The following is a 15,977-nucleotide window of genomic DNA, read 5'->3' as shown; positions in this document are numbered from 1 at the left end:
CGGGCCGTCTTTACTTTTTTGCGGGAGCCGATTGCTCAATCCACGATGGCCGCTTGGGTCGCGCTGCGCAGTTCGTCCTCGCTGACGCTATCCGCCAGTTCGACAATCTTCAGACCGCCCTCGACCACGTCCAGCACACCCAGATTGGTGATGATCCGGTCCACCACACCCTTGCCGGTCAGCGGCAGGGTGCATTCCTTCAGCACCTTGCTGTCGCCGTGTTTGTTGGTGTGGTCCATCACCACCACCACGCGGCCGACGCCCGCGACCAGGTCCATGGCGCCGCCCATTCCCTTGACCAGCTTGCCGGGGATCATCCAGTTCGCCAGGTCGCCGTTCTCGGCCACTTCCATCGCGCCGAGGATCGCCATGGCGATCTTGCCGCCGCGGATCATCGCGAACGACTGCGCCGAGTCGAAATAGGCGGTCTGCGGCAGCTCGGTAATGGTCTGCTTGCCCGCGTTGATCAGGTCCGGATCCTCTTCACCCTCATAGGGGAAGGGGCCCATGCCGAGCATGCCGTTCTCCGATTGCAGCGTGACCTCAACCCCTTCGGGGATGTAGTTGGACACCAGCGTCGGGATGCCGATGCCGAGGTTCACATACCAGCCGTCCTGCAGTTCCTGTGCGGCGCGCGCCGCCATCTGATTGCGATCCCAGGGCATTATGCTTCCTCCCGCTTGCGCACGGTGCGCTGTTCGATGCGTTTCTCGTGCTGGCCCTGAATGATGCGGTGCACATAGATGCCGGGCAGGTGGATCGTGTCCGGATCCAGTGAGCCAGTGGGCACGATTTCCTCGACTTCGACGACGCAGACCTTGCCGCAGGTGGCGGCGGGCGCGTTGAAGTTGCGCGCGGTCTTGCGGAACACCAGGTTGCCGGTCTCATCCGCTTTCCAGGCCTTGACGATGGCGAGGTCGGCAAAGATGCCTTCTTCCATGATGTAATCTTCCATCGCGCCGTCAGGGCCGGTGGGGAACTGCTTCTCCATCTTGCCCTCGGCAATCACGGTGCCGACGCCGGTCTTGGTGAAGAAACCCGGGATACCCGCGCCGCCGGCGCGCATGCGCTCGGCCAGGGTGCCTTGCGGGTTGAATTCCAGTTCCAGCTCGCCGCTGAGGTACTGGCGCATGAATTCGGCGTTCTCACCCACGTAGGAGGAGATCATCTTTTTCACCTGCCGGGTCTGCAGCAGGATGCCGATGCCGAAATCGTCAACGCCCGCGTTGTTGGAGGCAAAGGTCAGATCCTTGGTGCCCGCGTCCTTGATCGCCTGCAGCAGCAGCTCGGGGATGCCGCAGAGGCCGAAGCCGCCCGCGGCGATGAACATGCCGTCGTGAAGCAGCCCGTCGAGCGCTTCAGCGGCGCTGGAATATACCTTTTTCATGGAGTTCTCCCATTATGCCGGTTGCAGCGATTTCTGGCGCTCAGCCGGGCCAGAGTCAATGAATACGGAGAGGGCTGCGTATTTCTACGGAACGGAGGGCGGTCCGCCTGGGACGGCGGCCCGCCAGAACCGGGGCTTAGCCGGGCAGGGCGTCTTCGGCGTATTGGGCGGCGAACGCTGCGCTGGGCGGGATCGGGGTGATTACGTCGATCAGCACACCGTTCGGGTCCGCCGTGATGAAGTGGCGCTGCCCGAAGTCTTCGTCGGTGAGCGGCTTCAGAACCGGCAGGCCTGCGCTGGTCAGCCGGGTGTATTCGGCCGCGGCATCCTCCACCTCGAAGTTCAGGATGACACCGGCGCTATTGCCGCGCCCGGCATCGGGAATCGTGGGGTGCGTGCCATCCAGTATGGCCAGGTTCACGGCCGGGTCTGTGCGGGACTGCAGATGCACGTACCAGTCTGCCTCGAATGCCGGCTGGAAGCCAAAGTGGGTTTGGTAGAACGCGGCGGTGCCTGAGACGTCGTTCGTTTGCAGCACCGGGTAGTATTGAGTCACTTTCATCTTGCACCTCATTTGAAAAACATACAGTCTGTATGTATGAAGAGGTAAACATACAGGCTGCATGTATGCAAGAGAGAAATGCCCCCGTTCCGAACAGTGCGCGCCGGGCTGCAATGCGTGAACGGCTGATCGCCGCTGCTCGTGCTCTGTTTTCGGAAAAAGGCTACGCTGAGACATCGACGCCGGAAATCGTCAAGGCCGCGGAGGTCACACGCGGCGCGCTCTACCATCACTTCGATGGCAAGGAAGCGCTGTTCCGCGCGGTTGCCGAAGCCGAAGCCCAAGCGGTCACCAAGGCAATCGAAGCTGCGGCCAAGGCGCCTGGCGGGGCGGGGCTGAAGGCGGGCAGCCGGGCCTTCTTTGCCGCAATGGCGGTGCCGGGCCGCGCCCGCATTCTTCTGGTGGACGGGCCTGCCGTGCTTGGAGCCGCTGCGATGGATGAAATTGATGCCGGCGGGGGGCGCAGTGCGCTGCGCGCGGGGCTGGCGGCTGCCGGAACGGGCTTGGACGAAGGTGAGCTTGATGCGCTGGCGGCGGTGATGTCGGCCGCCTTCGACAGGGCGGCGCTTGCCATTTCCGAAGGCGCCGAGACCGCGCCCTACGAGGCGGCGATGGCGGCACTGATGCGCGCCGCCATCGAACCGGAGACTTAGGTCGAGGCTTTCTTTGCGGCAGGTTTCTTCTTGGCTGCAGGCTTCTTCGCCGTCGCCTTTTTCTTGCCGCCCTTCGACGATTTCTCGGCAATAAGCTGCACCGCCATCTCCATGGTCACGTCCTTGGGCTCGACGTCCTTGGGCAGGGTGGCGTTCACCTTTTCCCATTTGACGTAAGGCCCGTACCGCCCGTCCATGATGTTGATGGCGCCGCCGCTTTCGGGGTGTTCACCAAGTTCCTTCAGCGGCTTGGCTGCGGCCCGGCTGCCGCGGCGGCCCGGGTTGGCGCGTTTCTCTGCCAGCATCTCAACGGCGCGGTTCATGCCGATCTCAAAGACGTCCAAGGTTTCTTTGAGATTAACATAGACTGGCTTTTCCTCATCCGGCAGCTGATGCGCAATGTACGGCCCGAAGCGGCCCAGGTTGGACTGGATGGCGCCGCCGTCCGGGTGCTGGCCGATCTCGCGCGGCAGGGTCAGCAGGGTCAGCGCTTGTTCCAGGGTGATCTCATTTGGGCCCCAGCCTGGCAGGAAGTCCTTGCCCTGCTTGGGCAACGAAGACCGCGGCGGTTTCTTGTTCTCGGGGGTTGCTTCGCCGCGCTGGACGTAAGGCCCGAAGCGGCCGGACTTCAGGTGGATTTCATCGCCGCTGTCCTCGCCCAGGATGCGCTCGTAGCCCTCGGCGCCTTCACCAGAGATGGGGCGGGTGTAGTTGCATTCCGGATAGTTGCCGCAGCCGACAAAACCGCCGGTGCGCGAAGTCTTGAGGTGCAGCTGCCCTGCCCCGCATTTGGGGCAAGTGCGCGGATCGGTGCCATCCTCGCGCGGGGGGTAAAGCTGCGGAGCAAGGGCATCGTCCAGAACGTCCAGCACTTCGGTGATGCGCAATTCGGACGTCTCGGCAATGGCGGCGGAGAAATCGCGCCAGAAGCGCCCCAGCAGATCTTTGTAGTCACGCGCGCCGGCGCTCACATCATCCAGCTCTTCTTCCAGCTCAGCAGTGAACTCATAGCCCACATACTTGCGGAAGAAATTCAGCAGGAAGATGGTGACGATCCGGCCCTTGTCTTCGGGGAACAGGCGGTTCTTTTCCTTGCGTACGTATTCGCGGTCCTGGATCGTGGTGATCACGGACGCATAGGTCGAGGGGCGGCCGATACCCAGTTCTTCCATCCGCTTGACCAGGGTCGCCTCGGTATAGCGCGGCGGCGGCTGGGTGTGGTGCTGCAGCGCCAGCACGGCGCCATCTCCGGACAGAACAGAGGCGTCCTTGCCTGCCTTCTCTGCCTGCGCCGCAAGCGAAGATGCGAACTTCAGTGCCTCGCCCTGCATGATCTGGGGCAGGCGCTTGTCATCCTCGTCCGCCACGTCGTCGCGGCCTTCCTCGTAAACGCGCATGAAGCCGTCAAACAGCACCACCTGGCCGGTGGCGCGCAGCACAACCTGCTGGTCGCTGGAGCCAATGTCGACGGTGGTGCGCTCCAGCCGGGCGCCCTCCATCTGGCAGGACAGGGTCCGTTTCCAGATCAGGTCATAGAGCTTGCGCTGGTCGTCGTCCGACACCTTCAGGCTGTGGGCATCGCGGCTCATGTCGGTGGGCCGGATGCACTCGTGGGCTTCCTGGGCGTTCTTGGCCTTGTTCTTGTAAATCCGCGGCGAGGAAGGGACATATTCACCGCCATAGCGTTTTTCGATCTCGGCGCGCGCTTCCTGTACGGCTTCCGGCGCCATGTCGATGCCGTCGGTCCGCATATAGGTGATGAGGCCGGCCTCATACAGGCGCTGGGCCGCGTTCATGGTCTGGCGGGCGCCCATGCCGAACTTGCGGCTGGCTTCCTGCTGCAGGGTCGAGGTCATGAAGGGGGCAGAGGGGTTGCGGGCCGCGGGCTTGGCCTCGACCGACAGCACCGACAGCTTGCGCGAGGCCACGGCCTGCACCGCCATTTCAGCAGAGGTGGAATTTTTCAGGCTGTATTTGTCGAGCTTGTCGCCGCCCATTACGGTCAGGCGCGCCTCGAACTCCTGGCCGCGGGGGGTGGCCAGATGGGCGCGCACGGACCAGTATTCCTGCGCATTGAAGGCCTCGATCTCCATCTCGCGCTCAACGATCAGGCGCAGGCAAACGGATTGCACACGGCCCGCCGAGCGCGCGCCCGGCAGTTTGCGCCACAGCACCGGCGACAGGTTGAAGCCCACCAGGTAGTCCAGCGCGCGGCGGGCCAGGTAGGCCTCCACCAGCGGCATGTCGACCTGGCGCGGGTTCCGCATCGCCTCGGTCACCGCTTCCTTGGTGATCGCGTTGAAGGTCACCCGGCTTACGGCGGTGTCCTTCTTGATCGAGCGCCGCTTGGTCAGCGCTTCCTGCAGGTGCCAGCTGATCGCCTCTCCCTCGCGGTCGGGGTCGGTGGCGAGAATCAGCGCATTGTCGTCTTTCAGTGCGTCGGCAATGGCCTTCACATGCTTGCGGGAATCATTGGCGACCTCCCAGGTCATGCCGAAATCATTGTCTGTGTCGACTGATCCGTCCTTCGCCGGCAGGTCGCGCACATGCCCGTAAGACGCCAGAACCGTATAGTCGGAGCCAAGATATTTATTGATTGTTTTTGCTTTGGCCGGGGATTCGACAACAACGACTGGCATAAATTCTGATACCTCTTCGGACCGCTTTGGCAGGTTCTATGGCGGGGCAGCATGTGGGGCGCAAGGGGAGAATGTCAATCCGGGTGCAATGAACAGAGGCGGAACCGGGCCGCGTTCAGGCCAGCAGCGCAGATGCAGGGGAGCGTCGGGCACTGGTTCGGTTCCCCGGCACGGTGGCTGGAAACAGCGTCAGTCTTCGTCGCCGGGAAAGGTCTTGGAGAGCATCCCGCCCGGCTGACGGCGGATGGCCCCTTCAAGTTCCAGATCGGTCAGCGCCGGCGCGATTTGCTGCGGGGGCAGGGACAGATCGCGGATCAGCTGTGCCTCGGAAGTCGGGGAGGGGCCGAGCCTGCCGAGGATCTGCTGATGCAAAGCGTGGGTGTCCGCCAGGCTGCGCCGTTGCGGCGGCGGGGGCGGCAGTGCGGCCAAGGCCTGCCGCAGGTCTTGCGGGTCTGCCGCCGGTGGGCGGTCCTGTTCCGGCGGCGGCAGCGCCTCCAGTACATCAGCGGCATCGCGAACGAGGATCGCGCCGTCCCGGATCAGCCAGTTGCAGCCGGAGCTGCGGGCGTCGAACGGGTGGCCCGGGACCGCCAGCACCTCGCGCCCGTAATCCAGCGCATCGCGCGCGGTGATCAGGCTGCCGGACTTGGCCGCCGCTTCCACCACCACGACGGCACGGGACATTGCGGCGATGATCCGGTTGCGCTTGGGGAAGTCGCGCGCCTGGGGCGTTAATCCCATCGGCCGTTCTGATAACCGCAGCCCGGATTCACTGATTTGCCCAGCCAAGCGGGCGTTGTCAGCCGGATAGATGACATCGGCACCGCCTGCCAGCACCGCGATGGTGCCGGTTTCCAGCGCCGCCTGATGTGCCGCGGAATCGATGCCCCGGGCCATACCTGACACAACAGTAAATCCGGCGTCCCCCAGGCCGCGGGCGAGTGACCGGGCCATGCGCAGCCCCAATGAGGAAGCATTTCGCGCGCCAACCATGGAAATCATTGGACGCTCCAGTACAGAGAGGTCTCCGATGGCCCATAATAGGGGCGGCGCGTCCTTCAGGCCTCTGAGCAGTTCGGGATAATCCGTGTCCGAAAAGCACAAAAGCCGCGCTTTGGCGGCCTTTGCGGTCTTGATTTCGTCGTCCACCGCCTTGGCGGGGCATGTTTCATACCCTTTGATGCCTGCGGAGCGTGCCACTTCGGGCAACGCATCCAGCGCGTTCTGCGCTGAACCGTATTCCGCGAGCAGCCGGTGAAATGTCACCGGGCCAACCCGTTTGGAGCGCAAAAGGCGAAGCCAGGAATACCGGTTATCTTCCGTGGTGGGTGGGAGTGGGGGGTGAGTGGAAGAATGTGCTTCTTCGGTCATCCGCAGCTCCGCCTGTTTGCAGGACCAGAATTAACCTTGAGGGGGTTAACAGGTGGTGAACGAAGGGCGGGTTTTTGGCAAAGCCGCGAAAATTTTCCTAAGTTGCCGGAATAATTGGAAAAACCGAAATCAATCTGGGGTTGTGCAGTTCAAACGGCGCCGGTGAGAGGGTAAAATCCGGAAAAGAGCTCCGGATTTTACGGCCGGCACACGGTTTTGCTGCGAATTTACGCGGCTGAACCGCCCACCGTCAGACCTCCCATCAGCACCGAGGGCTGGCCGACGCCTACGGGCACCCATTGCCCGGCCTTGCCGCAGTTGCCCATGCCCGGATCCAGGGCCATGTCGTTGCCAAGGCCGCGAATCTGCTTGAGCGCCGTGGCGCCGTCGCCGATCAGGGTCGCGCCTTTGACCGGCGCGCCGATCTTGCCGTCCTTGACCCTGTAGGCTTCGGTGCAGGAAAACACGAACTTGCCATTGGTGATGTCCACTTGGCCGCCGCCGAAGCCGACCGCCCAGATACCATCCTTGATCTGCGCCACCAGATCGCCGGGTTCGGCTCCGCCGCCCAGCATGTAGGTGTTGGTCATCCGCGGCATCGGCGCGTGGGCATAGCTCTGCCGCCGGCCGTTTCCGGTGGGGGAAACGCCCATCAGCCGCGCGTTCTGACGGTCCTGCATGAAGCCGACTAGAACGCCATCCTCGATCAGCGTTGTCTTCTGGCTTGGCGTTCCCTCGTCGTCCACGGTGATCGAGCCGCGCCGGTCCGGGATGGTGCCGTCGTCCAGCACGGTCACGCCCTTGGCCGCAATCTGCTGGCCCATCAGCCCGGCAAAGGCAGAGGAGCCTTTGCGGTTGAAGTCGCCCTCCAGCCCGTGGCCGATCGCCTCGTGCAGCAGGATCCCGGGCCAGCCGGGGCCAAGCACCACGTCCATCTCGCCGGCCGGGGCGGGGACTGCATCCAGATTGACCAAAGCGATGCGCAGCGCTTCCTGCACCTGGGCCTGCCAATGTTTTGGGTCGACCAGCCCGTCTAGGCCCAGCCGGCCGCCGCCGCCGGCCGAGCCGCTTTCCCGGCGGCCGTCCTTTTCGACGATCACTGACACGTTCAGGCGCGCCATCGGACGGACATCGCGCACCCGCACCCCGTCAGCGCGCAGGATCTCCACTTCCTGCAGGGACGCCGCCAGCGATGCGGACACCTGCACCACCCGTTTGTCGAGATTGCGGGCGTAGTCGTCGATCTCGCGCAGCGTCTCCACCTTGACAGGGAAGGGCATGGCGCTGATCGGGTCGGCGTCGGTGTAAAGTTTTCTATTGGTGGCCTGCGGCGCCTCCGCATAGGTGCCGCCGCCTTCGCCAACCGCCAGCTTGGCGGTCTCCGCCGCGCGTTGCAGCGAGGCGATGGAGACATCGGTGGAATGGGCATAGCCCGCCACATCGCCGTTCACCGCCCGCAGGCCGAAGCCTTCGGAGGCGTCATAGCTGGCGCTGCGCAGCCGCCCGTCATCAAAGGACAGCGCCTCGGACTTACGGCGCTCGGCAAAAATCTCTCCATCCTCCGCACCGTTCAGCGCATCGCGCAGGGCGGCCAGCGCCTCATCCTCCGGAAGCGCGGTTTCAAAGGGACGGAAGGCTGGGTTTTCCATGGCACGGTCCTCGGGTTTTTTTGATCTAAATCAAGAAAGCGACGGTTTGACGCTTGGCTGCCTCTTTATCTGTACGCCCGAATATGATTTTAAGCGGCATCAAAGACAACGGGGCAGGTGCGTTTTGTGGAATCAATGATTCCCCGCATTCGTGCTGCCGCAGGAACAATGCGATCAACCGATCAGGACAGAACATGAAAAACGCTTTGATGCTTTCGGGCCTTTTCGCCGGCCTTTCGAGCCTTCCAGCAATGGCGCAAGAAGGCCTGAAAACCATTGGCAAGCCGGTTGACGGCGCGCTGAACTTCCAGCCGGCAGCAACATCGCTGATGGACGGCATCCAGAAACTCGACTTCATGATTCTGGTAATTATCACCGTGATCTGCGTGTTCGTCGCTGGTCTCCTGCTGTACGCGATCCTGCGCTTCAACAAGCGGGCCAACCCGACCCCGGCCAAGTTCACCCACCATACCCCGATCGAGATCGCCTGGACTGTCATTCCGATCCTGGTGCTCGTGTTCATCGGTTCTTTCTCGCTGCCGCAGCTGTTTGCCCAGCAGGAAATCCCTGAAGGCGACATCAACATCAAAGTGACCGGTTACCAGTGGTACTGGGGCTATGAGTACAGCGATCACGAGTTCGGGTTCGAAAGCTTCCTGCTGCCCAAGGATCAGCTGGCTGCAAACGGGTATGCCGAAGATGAATGGCTGCTGGCCACCGACACCGCCGTCGTCGTTCCCTCGGGCAAAACCGTCGTGATGAACGTGACCGCAGCCGACGTGATCCATTCCTGGACCATCCCGGCCTTCGGCGTGAAGCAGGATGCGGTCCCCGGCCGTCTGGCGCAGCTGTGGTTCAAGGTCGACGAAGGCAAGGAAGGCATCTACTTCGGCCAGTGCTCCGAGCTTTGCGGCAAGGATCACGCCTACATGCCGATCACCGTCAAGGTTGTGACCCAGGAAGAATATGACGCCTGGCTGGAAGGCGCCAAGGAAGAATACGCGGGGCTGCCGCAGGCCTACCAGGTCGCCTCCAACTGATAACTGGCTATATGGAGCTCAAGGGAGCTCCATATGGAACAGAAACAAGACCGGGGTGCGCAGCAATGCGCACCTGTTGCCGCCAGAGGACCGAAGATGAGCGACGCAAGCATCAACGCAAGCAGGGGATATGAGGATGAGGCCAGCTTCGGCGATTATTTCGCCCTGCTGAAGCCCCGTGTCATGTCACTGGTGGTGTTCACCGCGCTTGTGGGGCTGCTGGCCGCGCCTGTATCCGTGCATCCGGTTGTCGGCTTCTGCGCCATCCTGTTCATCGCCATCGGCGGCGGCGCTTCCGGTGCGCTGAACATGTGGTGGGATGCGGACATCGACAAGGTGATGAAACGCACCAAATCGCGCCCGATCCCGGCCGGCAAGGTTGAGCCGGGCGAGGCGCTGGCGCTGGGCCTGGCGCTGTCCGGCCTGTCGGTGATCATGCTGGCCCTGGCGGCCAATGTCTTTGCCGGTGCCTTCCTGGCCTTCACCATCTTCTTCTATGTAGTGATCTACACCATGTGGCTGAAGCGCGCGACGCCGCAGAACATCGTGATCGGCGGCGCTGCCGGGGCCTTCCCGCCGGTGATCGGCTGGATCGCTGCGACCGGCACCATGTCGGTGGAGCCGTGGCTGATGTTCCTGCTCACGTTCATGTGGACGCCGCCGCATTTCTGGGCGCTGGCACTGTTCATGCGCTCCGATTACGACGACGCAGGGGTGCCGATGCTGACCGTGACCCACGGCCGCCGTTCTACCCGTATCCATATTCTGGCCTACACCGTCCTGCTGGCCGTTCTGGCCGTCGGCACTGCCTTCTCCGGCATCGGCGGCCCGGTCTACCTGGCGGCGGCGCTGGTGATGAATGCCTTGTTCCTGCATGGCGCCTTGAAAATCACCCGCCGCGACGAAGAGGATTCCGAGGCGGACAACTTCAAGGTCGAGCGCAGCTTTTTCAAACTGTCGCTGCTGTACCTGTTCCTGCATTTCGGCGCTATTCTGGCTGAGGCCCTGCTGAAGCCCTACGGTCTGGGAGGCTGGTAAGATGGCCCTGCGCAAGGAACATGAGATTCATAAGCGGCGCTCGGGCCGCAACATGGGCGTCGGTATCCTGCTGGGAGCCTTCGTGGTGCTGGTGCTCGCACTGACCATGGTCAAGGTGACGTCCAACAGCTTCAAGTTCCCCGATGCCCAGGGAGAGCAAAACTGATGGCGCTGCAAGGTCCGAAAAAGACGGTTGTTCAACTGGTTGGTGTTGTCGTGCTGATGGGGGGGCTGTCCTGGGCTTCCGTCCCGTTCTACGACTGGTTCTGCCGTGTTACCGGCTTTGGCGGGGTGACCCAGGTCGCCACGGCGGGATCCGAAACCATTCTGGACAGGACGATCAAGGTGCGCTTTGACGGCTCCAAGGAACGCGGGATGCCGTGGGAGTTCAAGCCGGTCCAGCGCGAGATGGAGATCAAGCTGGGTGAAACCGGCCTGGCTTTTTATGAAGCCTACAACCCGACCGATCGCCCCGTTGCAGGGCAGGCGTCCTATAATGTGGCGCCTTATCAGGCCGGCGGGTTCTTCGAGAAAATCGACTGCTTCTGCTTTACCGAGCAGGTGCTTCAGCCGGGGGAACGGGTGCAGATGCCCGTGACCTTCTATGTAGACCCTGAAATCATTGACGACCGGGATGCAAAATACGTGCATACGATCACGCTGTCGTACACGTTCCATGAAATCGATCTGCCCGAGGGCTATGCTGCTCTCGACACCGGGGGTAACACCGGGGCAGGCGCAACCACGAACTAGGCCGCTAGGTGAGGGACACTTAAATGGCGCACGCTAAAAATCACGATTATCACATTCTGCCGCCGTCGATCTGGCCGCTGGCCACCTCGGTGGGCACCTTCATCATGCTGGTCGGCGCGGTGTTCTGGATGAAGGGCATCACTGCCTGGGGCTTCTGGATTGGCTTTGTCGCGGTGCTGTATACCGCTTTTGCCTGGTGGGCAGAGGTCGTCAAGGAAAGCAAGGTCGGCGACCACACCCCCGTGGTGCGGATCGGCCTGCGTTACGGCTTTATTCTGTTTGTGATGTCCGAGGTGATGTTCTTCTTCGCCTGGTTCTGGTCGTTCTTCAAACACGCCATCTACCCGATGGAAACCTATGTCGGCACCGAATACGTGGCGCCGGAAATCTATGCTGTTGACCCCTTCCACCTGCCGCTGATCAACACCCTGATCCTGCTGCTGTCGGGCTGTGCGGTGACCTGGGCGCACCATGCTCTGGTGCACAACAACGACCGCAAGGCTCTGATCCAGGGCCTGTCCATCGGTATCGCCTTCGGCGTCGCCTTCACCTTCCTGCAGGGCTATGAATATGCGCACCTGCTGCACGAAGGCTGGCAGTTCGGTGGTGACGAGTTCTATTCGAACTTCTTCATGGCCACCGGTTTCCACGGTTTCCACGTGGTCATCGGCACCATCTTCCTGACCGTCTGCCTGATCCGCGCGATGAAGGGCGACTTCACCCCTGAGCAGCACGTCGGCTTCGAGGCTGCCGCCTGGTACTGGCACTTCGTGGACGTTGTCTGGCTGTTCCTCTTCGTTGCGGTTTACATCTGGGGCACCGCAGGCCTGTAACCGGCGGTTTGTAACGGGTACATGTTTGCGGTTGATTCTCCGCGGGCATGAGGCCACACACGGGGCGCGCAAGGTATCCCTTGCGCGCCCCTAGTTTTTGTAGCGGAGCAGCGATGATGCGGCGTGTCATCTTCCTGTTGATTATCAGCGGCGCGGGCCTGGCCATTCTAATCGGCCTTGGCACCTGGCAGCTGCAGCGCAAGGCCTGGAAAGAAGGCATCCTCGCCACCATCGAGGCGCGTATCGCCGATGAATCTGCTGACCACCTGCCGCAGGCGCTGGATCAGGAAGCGGACAAATACCGCCCGGTCCGCCTGACCGGAGATATCGGCGCAGAGGAACTGCATGTCCTCACCTCGATCAAGGACATCGGCCCTGGCTACCGGGTGATCTCTCCCTTCACGCTGGAGGACGGCCGCCGGGTTCTGGTTGACCGCGGATTTATCCCGGTGAAGGAAAAGCAGGCGGCACGCATCTCTGGCCCCGCCACCATCGAAGGCAACATCCACTGGCCGCAGGAAACCGACAGCTACACCCCCGCACCGGACCTGGCAGGCAACATCTGGTACGCCCGCAACACCGGGCGCATGGCAGATCACCTTGGCACAGAGCCGGTGATGATTGTCCTGAGGGCCAGCCCCGAAGGGGAAGCGGGCCTGCGGCCGGTTCCGGTATCCACCTCCGGCATCCCCAATGACCACTTGCAATATGCGATCACCTGGTTTTCGCTGGCCCTTATCTGGGCGGCGATGACCCTCTACTTCCTGCGGCGCAGCCGCCCCTGAACCCGAAAGAGCTGAAGGCGATGAAATATATCTCGACCCGGGGCCAAGCGCCCGAGCTGACCTTTGAAGACGCAATGCTGACCGGCTTGGCCCGCGACGGCGGCCTCTATGTGCCCGCGGAAATCCCGCAGATGTCCCAGGAAGAGATCGCGGCGCTGGCGGGGCTGTCTTATGAGGAAACCGCCTTCCGCGTCATGCGCCCGTTCATCGGCGATTGCTTCACCGATGAGGAATTTCGCGCGATCATCGCCCGCGCCTATGAGGGGTTCGGCCATGCCGCCCGCGCGCCGCTGAAGCAGCTGGCGCCTAACCATTTCCTGCTGGAGCTGTTCCACGGCCCGACGCTGGCGTTCAAGGATTTCGCCATGCAATTGATCGGCCAGCTGTTCCAGGCCGCGCTGGAGCGCCGCGGCGACCGGGTGACCATTGCAGGTGCCACCTCTGGCGACACCGGATCGGCGGCGATGGAAGCCTTCCGCGGCCTCAGCAATGTGGATGTGTTCATCCTCTATCCGCACGGCCGCGTGTCCGAGGTGCAGCGCCGCCAGATGACCACGCCGCAGGACGCAAACGTTCATGCGCTGGCTGTAGATGGCGATTTCGACGACTGCCAAGCCCGCGTGAAGGACATGTTCAACGACTTCGATTTCCGCGACGGTGTGAAACTGGCGGGCGTCAACTCGATCAACATCGCTCGGGTGCTGGCGCAGGTGGTCTATTACTTCTCCTCCGCGGTGTCGCTGGGCGCGCCGCAGCGCAAGGTGAGCTTTACCGTGCCGACTGGAAACTTCGGTGACATCTTTGCGGGCTTTATCGCCAAGCAGATGGGCCTGCCGATCGATCAGCTGGTGGTCGCCACCAACCAGAACGACATCCTGCACCGCTGCCTGTCGGGACAGGGCTACTACAAGGGTGAGACCCAGCCCTCGATCAGCCCTTCGATGGACATTCAGGTGTCCTCGAACTTTGAACGCGCGCTGTTCTATGCCTATGGCAAGGATGCCAAGGCCATTGCGCAGCTGATGGATGAGCTGAAGAACGGCGGCTTTGACGTGTCGCAAGGCGCGATGCAGGCGCTGGCGGAAAATTACGTCTCCGGTCGCACCTCTGAGGAAGAAACCCTGGCGACCATCAAATCCGAGCTGGCGGCCTCAGGCGAGCTGTTGTGCCCGCATGGCGCGGTTGGCGTGAAGGTTGCCAATGAGCACCGCCAGGCAGACGTGCCGATGATCACACTGGCCACTGCGCATCCGGCGAAATTCCCGGCCGCGGTGGAAGAGGCCAGCGGCATTCATCCGCCCTTGCCGCCGCGCATGTCCGACCTGTATGAGAGGCCGGAACGGGTCACCCGGATCGCCAACGATCTGGCTGCCCTTGAGGATCACATCAGAAAGAACATCGCGAATTGACAGTTCAGCAGCACACACTCGCCAACGGGTTCCGTATCGTCTCTGAGCATATGCCGGGTCTGGAATCCACGGCGGTCGGGATCTGGGTGAGCGCCGGCGGCCGCCACGAGCGGCTGGAGCAGAACGGCATTGCCCATTTCCTGGAGCATATGGCCTTCAAGGGCACCAAGCGGCGCTCGGCCCTGCAGATCGCAGAGGAAATCGAGGATGTGGGCGGCTATATCAACGCCTACACCTCGCGCGAGGTGACGGCGTACTACGCCCGGGTGCTGAAGGATGACGTGCCGCTGGCGGTGGATGTGATCGGGGACATACTGCTGAACCCGATGTTCGACCAGCGCGAGATCGAGGTCGAGCGCGGGGTGATCCTGCAGGAGATCGGCCAGTCGCTGGACACGCCGGACGACGTGATCTTTGACTGGCTGCAGGAGGAAAGCTACCGCGGCCAGCCGCTGGGCCGGACCATTCTGGGCCCTGCAGAACGTGTCCGTGCGTTCTCACGCGAGGATCTGCAGGGGTTTGTGGCCGAACACTACGGCCCGGGTCAGATGATCCTGGCGGCAGCGGGCGGCGTTGATCATGACTCGCTGGTCAAGCTGGCGGAGCAGCTGTTCGGCCACATGGAGGCCAAGCCGGAATTCACCGCCGAAGGTGCCACCTTCACCGGCGGCGAAGCGCGGCAGGTCAAGGACCTGGAGCAGGCGCATTTCGCGCTGGCCTTCGAGGGTCCCGGCTACCGCGACCAGTCGATGTACACCGCGCAGATCTATGCCAGCGCCCTGGGCGGCGGCATGTCTTCGCGGCTGTTCCAGGAGGTGCGCGAAAAGCGCGGCCTCTGCTACACGATCTTCTCGCAGGCGGGCTCTTATGCCGATACCGGCTCGATGACGGTTTATGCCGGCACTTCGGGCGAGCAGCTGGAAGAGCTTGCGGGCATCACCATCGACGAGATGAAGCGCGCCGCGGATGATATGAGCGACGCCGAGGTCGAACGCGCCCGCGCCCAGATGAAGGCGGGGATGCTGATGGGGCTGGAAAGCCCCTCGAACCGGGCCGAGCGCTTGGCGCGGCTGGTGCAGATCTGGGGCAAAGTGCCGTCGCTGGAGCGCACGGTGGAGCGGATTGAGGCGGTAACGACCAAGGACGTGCGTGAACTGGCGGAGACCATGGCGGTGACCGCGCCTGCGGCACTGGCGCTTTACGGCCCGGTGGCGGATGCTCCGGCGCTGGAGAGGCTGCAGGAGAGGCGCGCCGCCTGATGCTGCTCACCCGCCGCAAGGTCCGCATCGAAACCGAGCGCCTGACCCTCAGGCCGCCGGTGCATGCGGATTTTCACGGCTGGGCGGCTCTGCGGCTGCAGAGCCAGCCCTATTTGACCCCTTGGGAGCCCAGCTGGGCGGCGGATCACCTCAGCCGCAAGAGCTTTACCAACCGGGTCTATTGGGCGCGCCGCTCCGTCACTGGCGGTACCGCGCTGCCGCTGTTCCTGGTGCGGCGGTCGGATCAGGTGCTGGTGGGGGCGATCACGCTCGACAACATCCGCCGCGGCCCGGCGCAGGCTGGCACGCTCGGATATTGGACCGGACTGCCTTTTGCCCGCCAGGGCTACATGCGTGAGGCGATCGGCGCGGTGGTGCATCACGCCTTCACCAAACTGGACCTGAGCCGGATCGAGGCCGCCTGCCTGCCGGAAAACCAGGCTTCCCGCGGGCTGCTGGAAAAGTCCGGCTTCAAGTACGAAGGTGTCGCCCAGTCCTACCTGCAGATCAACGGCCGCTGGCGAACCCATGTGCTTTATGCCTCCCTGCGCCATGACCGCCGCGGAAAGACCTTGGCAGGCCAGGCCTAAACGAACGGC

General features: G+C 62.9%; 16 protein-coding genes. 10 read left to right on the top strand and 6 right to left on the bottom strand.

What is annotated here, in order from left to right:
• Positions 1 to 35 precede the first annotated feature (35 nt).
• The 3 genes from KUV26_RS08195 to KUV26_RS08185 all read right to left on the bottom strand — a co-directional run bounded on the left by KUV26_RS08195 (position 36) and on the right by KUV26_RS08185 (position 1,949).
• Positions 36 to 665, bottom strand: a complete 630-nt coding sequence (locus tag KUV26_RS08195) for a CoA transferase subunit B (protein ID WP_222507984.1) — start codon at positions 663 to 665, stop codon at positions 36 to 38.
• Positions 665 to 1,387 carry a CoA transferase subunit A gene (locus KUV26_RS08190; protein ID WP_222507983.1) on the bottom strand — a complete coding sequence of 241 codons (723 nt, stop codon included), beginning with the start codon at positions 1,385 to 1,387 and terminating at the stop codon, positions 665 to 667. The genes KUV26_RS08195 and KUV26_RS08190 overlap by 1 nt, the downstream gene beginning before the upstream one ends.
• A gap of 136 nt (positions 1,388 to 1,523) precedes the next feature.
• Positions 1,524 to 1,949: a VOC family protein gene (locus tag KUV26_RS08185; RefSeq protein ID WP_222507982.1), complete on the bottom strand. Its 426-nt coding sequence runs from the start codon at positions 1,947 to 1,949 to the stop codon at positions 1,524 to 1,526.
• A 113-nt stretch (positions 1,950 to 2,062) separates the two neighbouring features.
• Here KUV26_RS08185 and KUV26_RS08180 point away from each other — a divergent pair, with 113 nt between their 5' ends.
• The gene (locus KUV26_RS08180; RefSeq protein ID WP_261399777.1) at positions 2,063 to 2,602 is read left to right on the top strand and encodes a TetR/AcrR family transcriptional regulator; all 540 of its coding nucleotides are present in this window, start codon (positions 2,063 to 2,065) and stop codon (positions 2,600 to 2,602) included.
• On the opposite strand, the gene topA is transcribed toward KUV26_RS08180, so the two are convergent.
• From topA to tldD, 3 genes are all read right to left on the bottom strand, one after another.
• A complete protein-coding gene (gene topA / locus KUV26_RS08175) occupies positions 2,599 to 5,241 on the bottom strand; it encodes a type I DNA topoisomerase (protein ID WP_222507980.1) in 2,643 nt (880 codons plus the stop codon). The two genes, KUV26_RS08180 and topA, sit on opposite strands and share 4 nt — an antisense overlap.
• Before the next feature lie 189 nt (positions 5,242 to 5,430).
• Positions 5,431 to 6,612: a DNA-processing protein DprA gene (dprA, locus tag KUV26_RS08170; RefSeq protein WP_222507979.1), complete on the bottom strand. Its 1,182-nt coding sequence runs from the start codon at positions 6,610 to 6,612 to the stop codon at positions 5,431 to 5,433.
• Positions 6,613 to 6,839: 227 nt separating this feature from the next.
• Positions 6,840 to 8,261: a metalloprotease TldD gene (gene tldD, locus KUV26_RS08165; protein WP_222507978.1), complete on the bottom strand. Its 1,422-nt coding sequence runs from the start codon at positions 8,259 to 8,261 to the stop codon at positions 6,840 to 6,842.
• A gap of 194 nt (positions 8,262 to 8,455) precedes the next feature.
• On the opposite strand from tldD, the gene coxB reads away from it, so the two are divergent.
• The 9 genes from coxB (at position 8,456) to KUV26_RS08120 (ending at position 15,968) form a co-directional block, all read left to right on the top strand.
• Positions 8,456 to 9,301 carry a cytochrome c oxidase subunit II gene (gene coxB, locus KUV26_RS08160; protein WP_222504093.1) on the top strand — a complete coding sequence of 282 codons (846 nt, stop codon included), beginning with the start codon at positions 8,456 to 8,458 and terminating at the stop codon, positions 9,299 to 9,301.
• A 96-nt stretch (positions 9,302 to 9,397) separates the two neighbouring features.
• Positions 9,398 to 10,339, top strand: a complete 942-nt coding sequence (cyoE, locus tag KUV26_RS08155) for a heme o synthase (protein WP_222507977.1) — start codon at positions 9,398 to 9,400, stop codon at positions 10,337 to 10,339.
• 1 nt (position 10,340) lies between these two features.
• A complete protein-coding gene (locus tag KUV26_RS08150) occupies positions 10,341 to 10,505 on the top strand; it encodes a cytochrome C oxidase assembly protein (protein WP_222504091.1) in 165 nt (54 codons plus the stop codon).
• Entirely contained in the window at positions 10,505 to 11,092 is a 588-nt protein-coding gene (locus tag KUV26_RS08145) for a cytochrome c oxidase assembly protein (protein ID WP_222504090.1), read from the top strand. The genes KUV26_RS08150 and KUV26_RS08145 overlap by 1 nt, the downstream gene beginning before the upstream one ends.
• A 23-nt stretch (positions 11,093 to 11,115) precedes the next feature.
• Positions 11,116 to 11,925, top strand: coding sequence for a cytochrome c oxidase subunit 3 (locus tag KUV26_RS08140; protein ID WP_222504089.1), 810 nt, complete (start codon positions 11,116 to 11,118; stop codon positions 11,923 to 11,925).
• A 116-nt stretch (positions 11,926 to 12,041) separates the two neighbouring features.
• Entirely contained in the window at positions 12,042 to 12,710 is a 669-nt protein-coding gene (locus tag KUV26_RS08135) for an SURF1 family protein (RefSeq protein WP_222504088.1), read from the top strand.
• 20 nt (positions 12,711 to 12,730) lie between these two features.
• Positions 12,731 to 14,119 (top strand): threonine synthase, encoded by a 1,389-nt coding sequence (gene thrC / locus KUV26_RS08130; protein ID WP_222507976.1) that lies wholly within the window; start codon positions 12,731 to 12,733, stop codon positions 14,117 to 14,119.
• Positions 14,116 to 15,378 carry a M16 family metallopeptidase gene (locus KUV26_RS08125; RefSeq protein WP_222507975.1) on the top strand — a complete coding sequence of 421 codons (1,263 nt, stop codon included), beginning with the start codon at positions 14,116 to 14,118 and terminating at the stop codon, positions 15,376 to 15,378. Before thrC ends, KUV26_RS08125 begins: the two co-directional genes overlap by 4 nt.
• A complete protein-coding gene (locus tag KUV26_RS08120; RefSeq protein WP_222507974.1) occupies positions 15,378 to 15,968 on the top strand; it encodes a GNAT family N-acetyltransferase in 591 nt (196 codons plus the stop codon). Before KUV26_RS08125 ends, KUV26_RS08120 begins: the two co-directional genes overlap by 1 nt.
• The last annotated feature ends 9 nt before the right edge of the window (positions 15,969 to 15,977 follow it).

Source organism: Leisingera daeponensis (assembly GCF_019801465.1).
Lineage (GTDB): Bacteria > Pseudomonadota > Alphaproteobacteria > Rhodobacterales > Rhodobacteraceae > Leisingera > Leisingera daeponensis_A.
The sequence above is the reverse complement of the archived record's forward strand: the minus strand, read 5'-3'. Positions and strand labels throughout refer to the sequence as shown.

Bases quoted from the DNA above. Each gene is read 5' to 3' on its own strand.
- KUV26_RS08195 (WP_222507984.1), bottom strand. From the start codon at position 665: ATGCCCTGGGATCGCAATCAGATGGCGGCGCGCGCCGCACAGGAACTG.
- KUV26_RS08190 (WP_222507983.1), bottom strand. From the start codon at position 1,387: ATGAAAAAGGTATATTCCAGCGCCGCTGAAGCGCTCGACGGGCTGCTT.
- KUV26_RS08185 (WP_222507982.1), bottom strand. From the start codon at position 1,949: ATGAAAGTGACTCAATACTACCCGGTGCTGCAAACGAACGACGTCTCA.
- KUV26_RS08180 (WP_261399777.1), top strand. From the start codon at position 2,063: ATGCGTGAACGGCTGATCGCCGCTGCTCGTGCTCTGTTTTCGGAAAAA.
- topA (WP_222507980.1), bottom strand. From the start codon at position 5,241: ATGCCAGTCGTTGTTGTCGAATCCCCGGCCAAAGCAAAAACAATCAAT.
- dprA (WP_222507979.1), bottom strand. From the start codon at position 6,612: ATGACCGAAGAAGCACATTCTTCCACTCACCCCCCACTCCCACCCACC.
- tldD (WP_222507978.1), bottom strand. From the start codon at position 8,261: ATGGAAAACCCAGCCTTCCGTCCCTTTGAAACCGCGCTTCCGGAGGAT.
- coxB (WP_222504093.1), top strand. From the start codon at position 8,456: ATGAAAAACGCTTTGATGCTTTCGGGCCTTTTCGCCGGCCTTTCGAGC.
- cyoE (WP_222507977.1), top strand. From the start codon at position 9,398: ATGAGCGACGCAAGCATCAACGCAAGCAGGGGATATGAGGATGAGGCC.
- KUV26_RS08150 (WP_222504091.1), top strand. From the start codon at position 10,341: ATGGCCCTGCGCAAGGAACATGAGATTCATAAGCGGCGCTCGGGCCGC.
- KUV26_RS08145 (WP_222504090.1), top strand. From the start codon at position 10,505: ATGGCGCTGCAAGGTCCGAAAAAGACGGTTGTTCAACTGGTTGGTGTT.
- KUV26_RS08140 (WP_222504089.1), top strand. From the start codon at position 11,116: ATGGCGCACGCTAAAAATCACGATTATCACATTCTGCCGCCGTCGATC.
- KUV26_RS08135 (WP_222504088.1), top strand. From the start codon at position 12,042: ATGCGGCGTGTCATCTTCCTGTTGATTATCAGCGGCGCGGGCCTGGCC.
- thrC (WP_222507976.1), top strand. From the start codon at position 12,731: ATGAAATATATCTCGACCCGGGGCCAAGCGCCCGAGCTGACCTTTGAA.
- KUV26_RS08120 (WP_222507974.1), top strand. From the start codon at position 15,378: ATGCTGCTCACCCGCCGCAAGGTCCGCATCGAAACCGAGCGCCTGACC.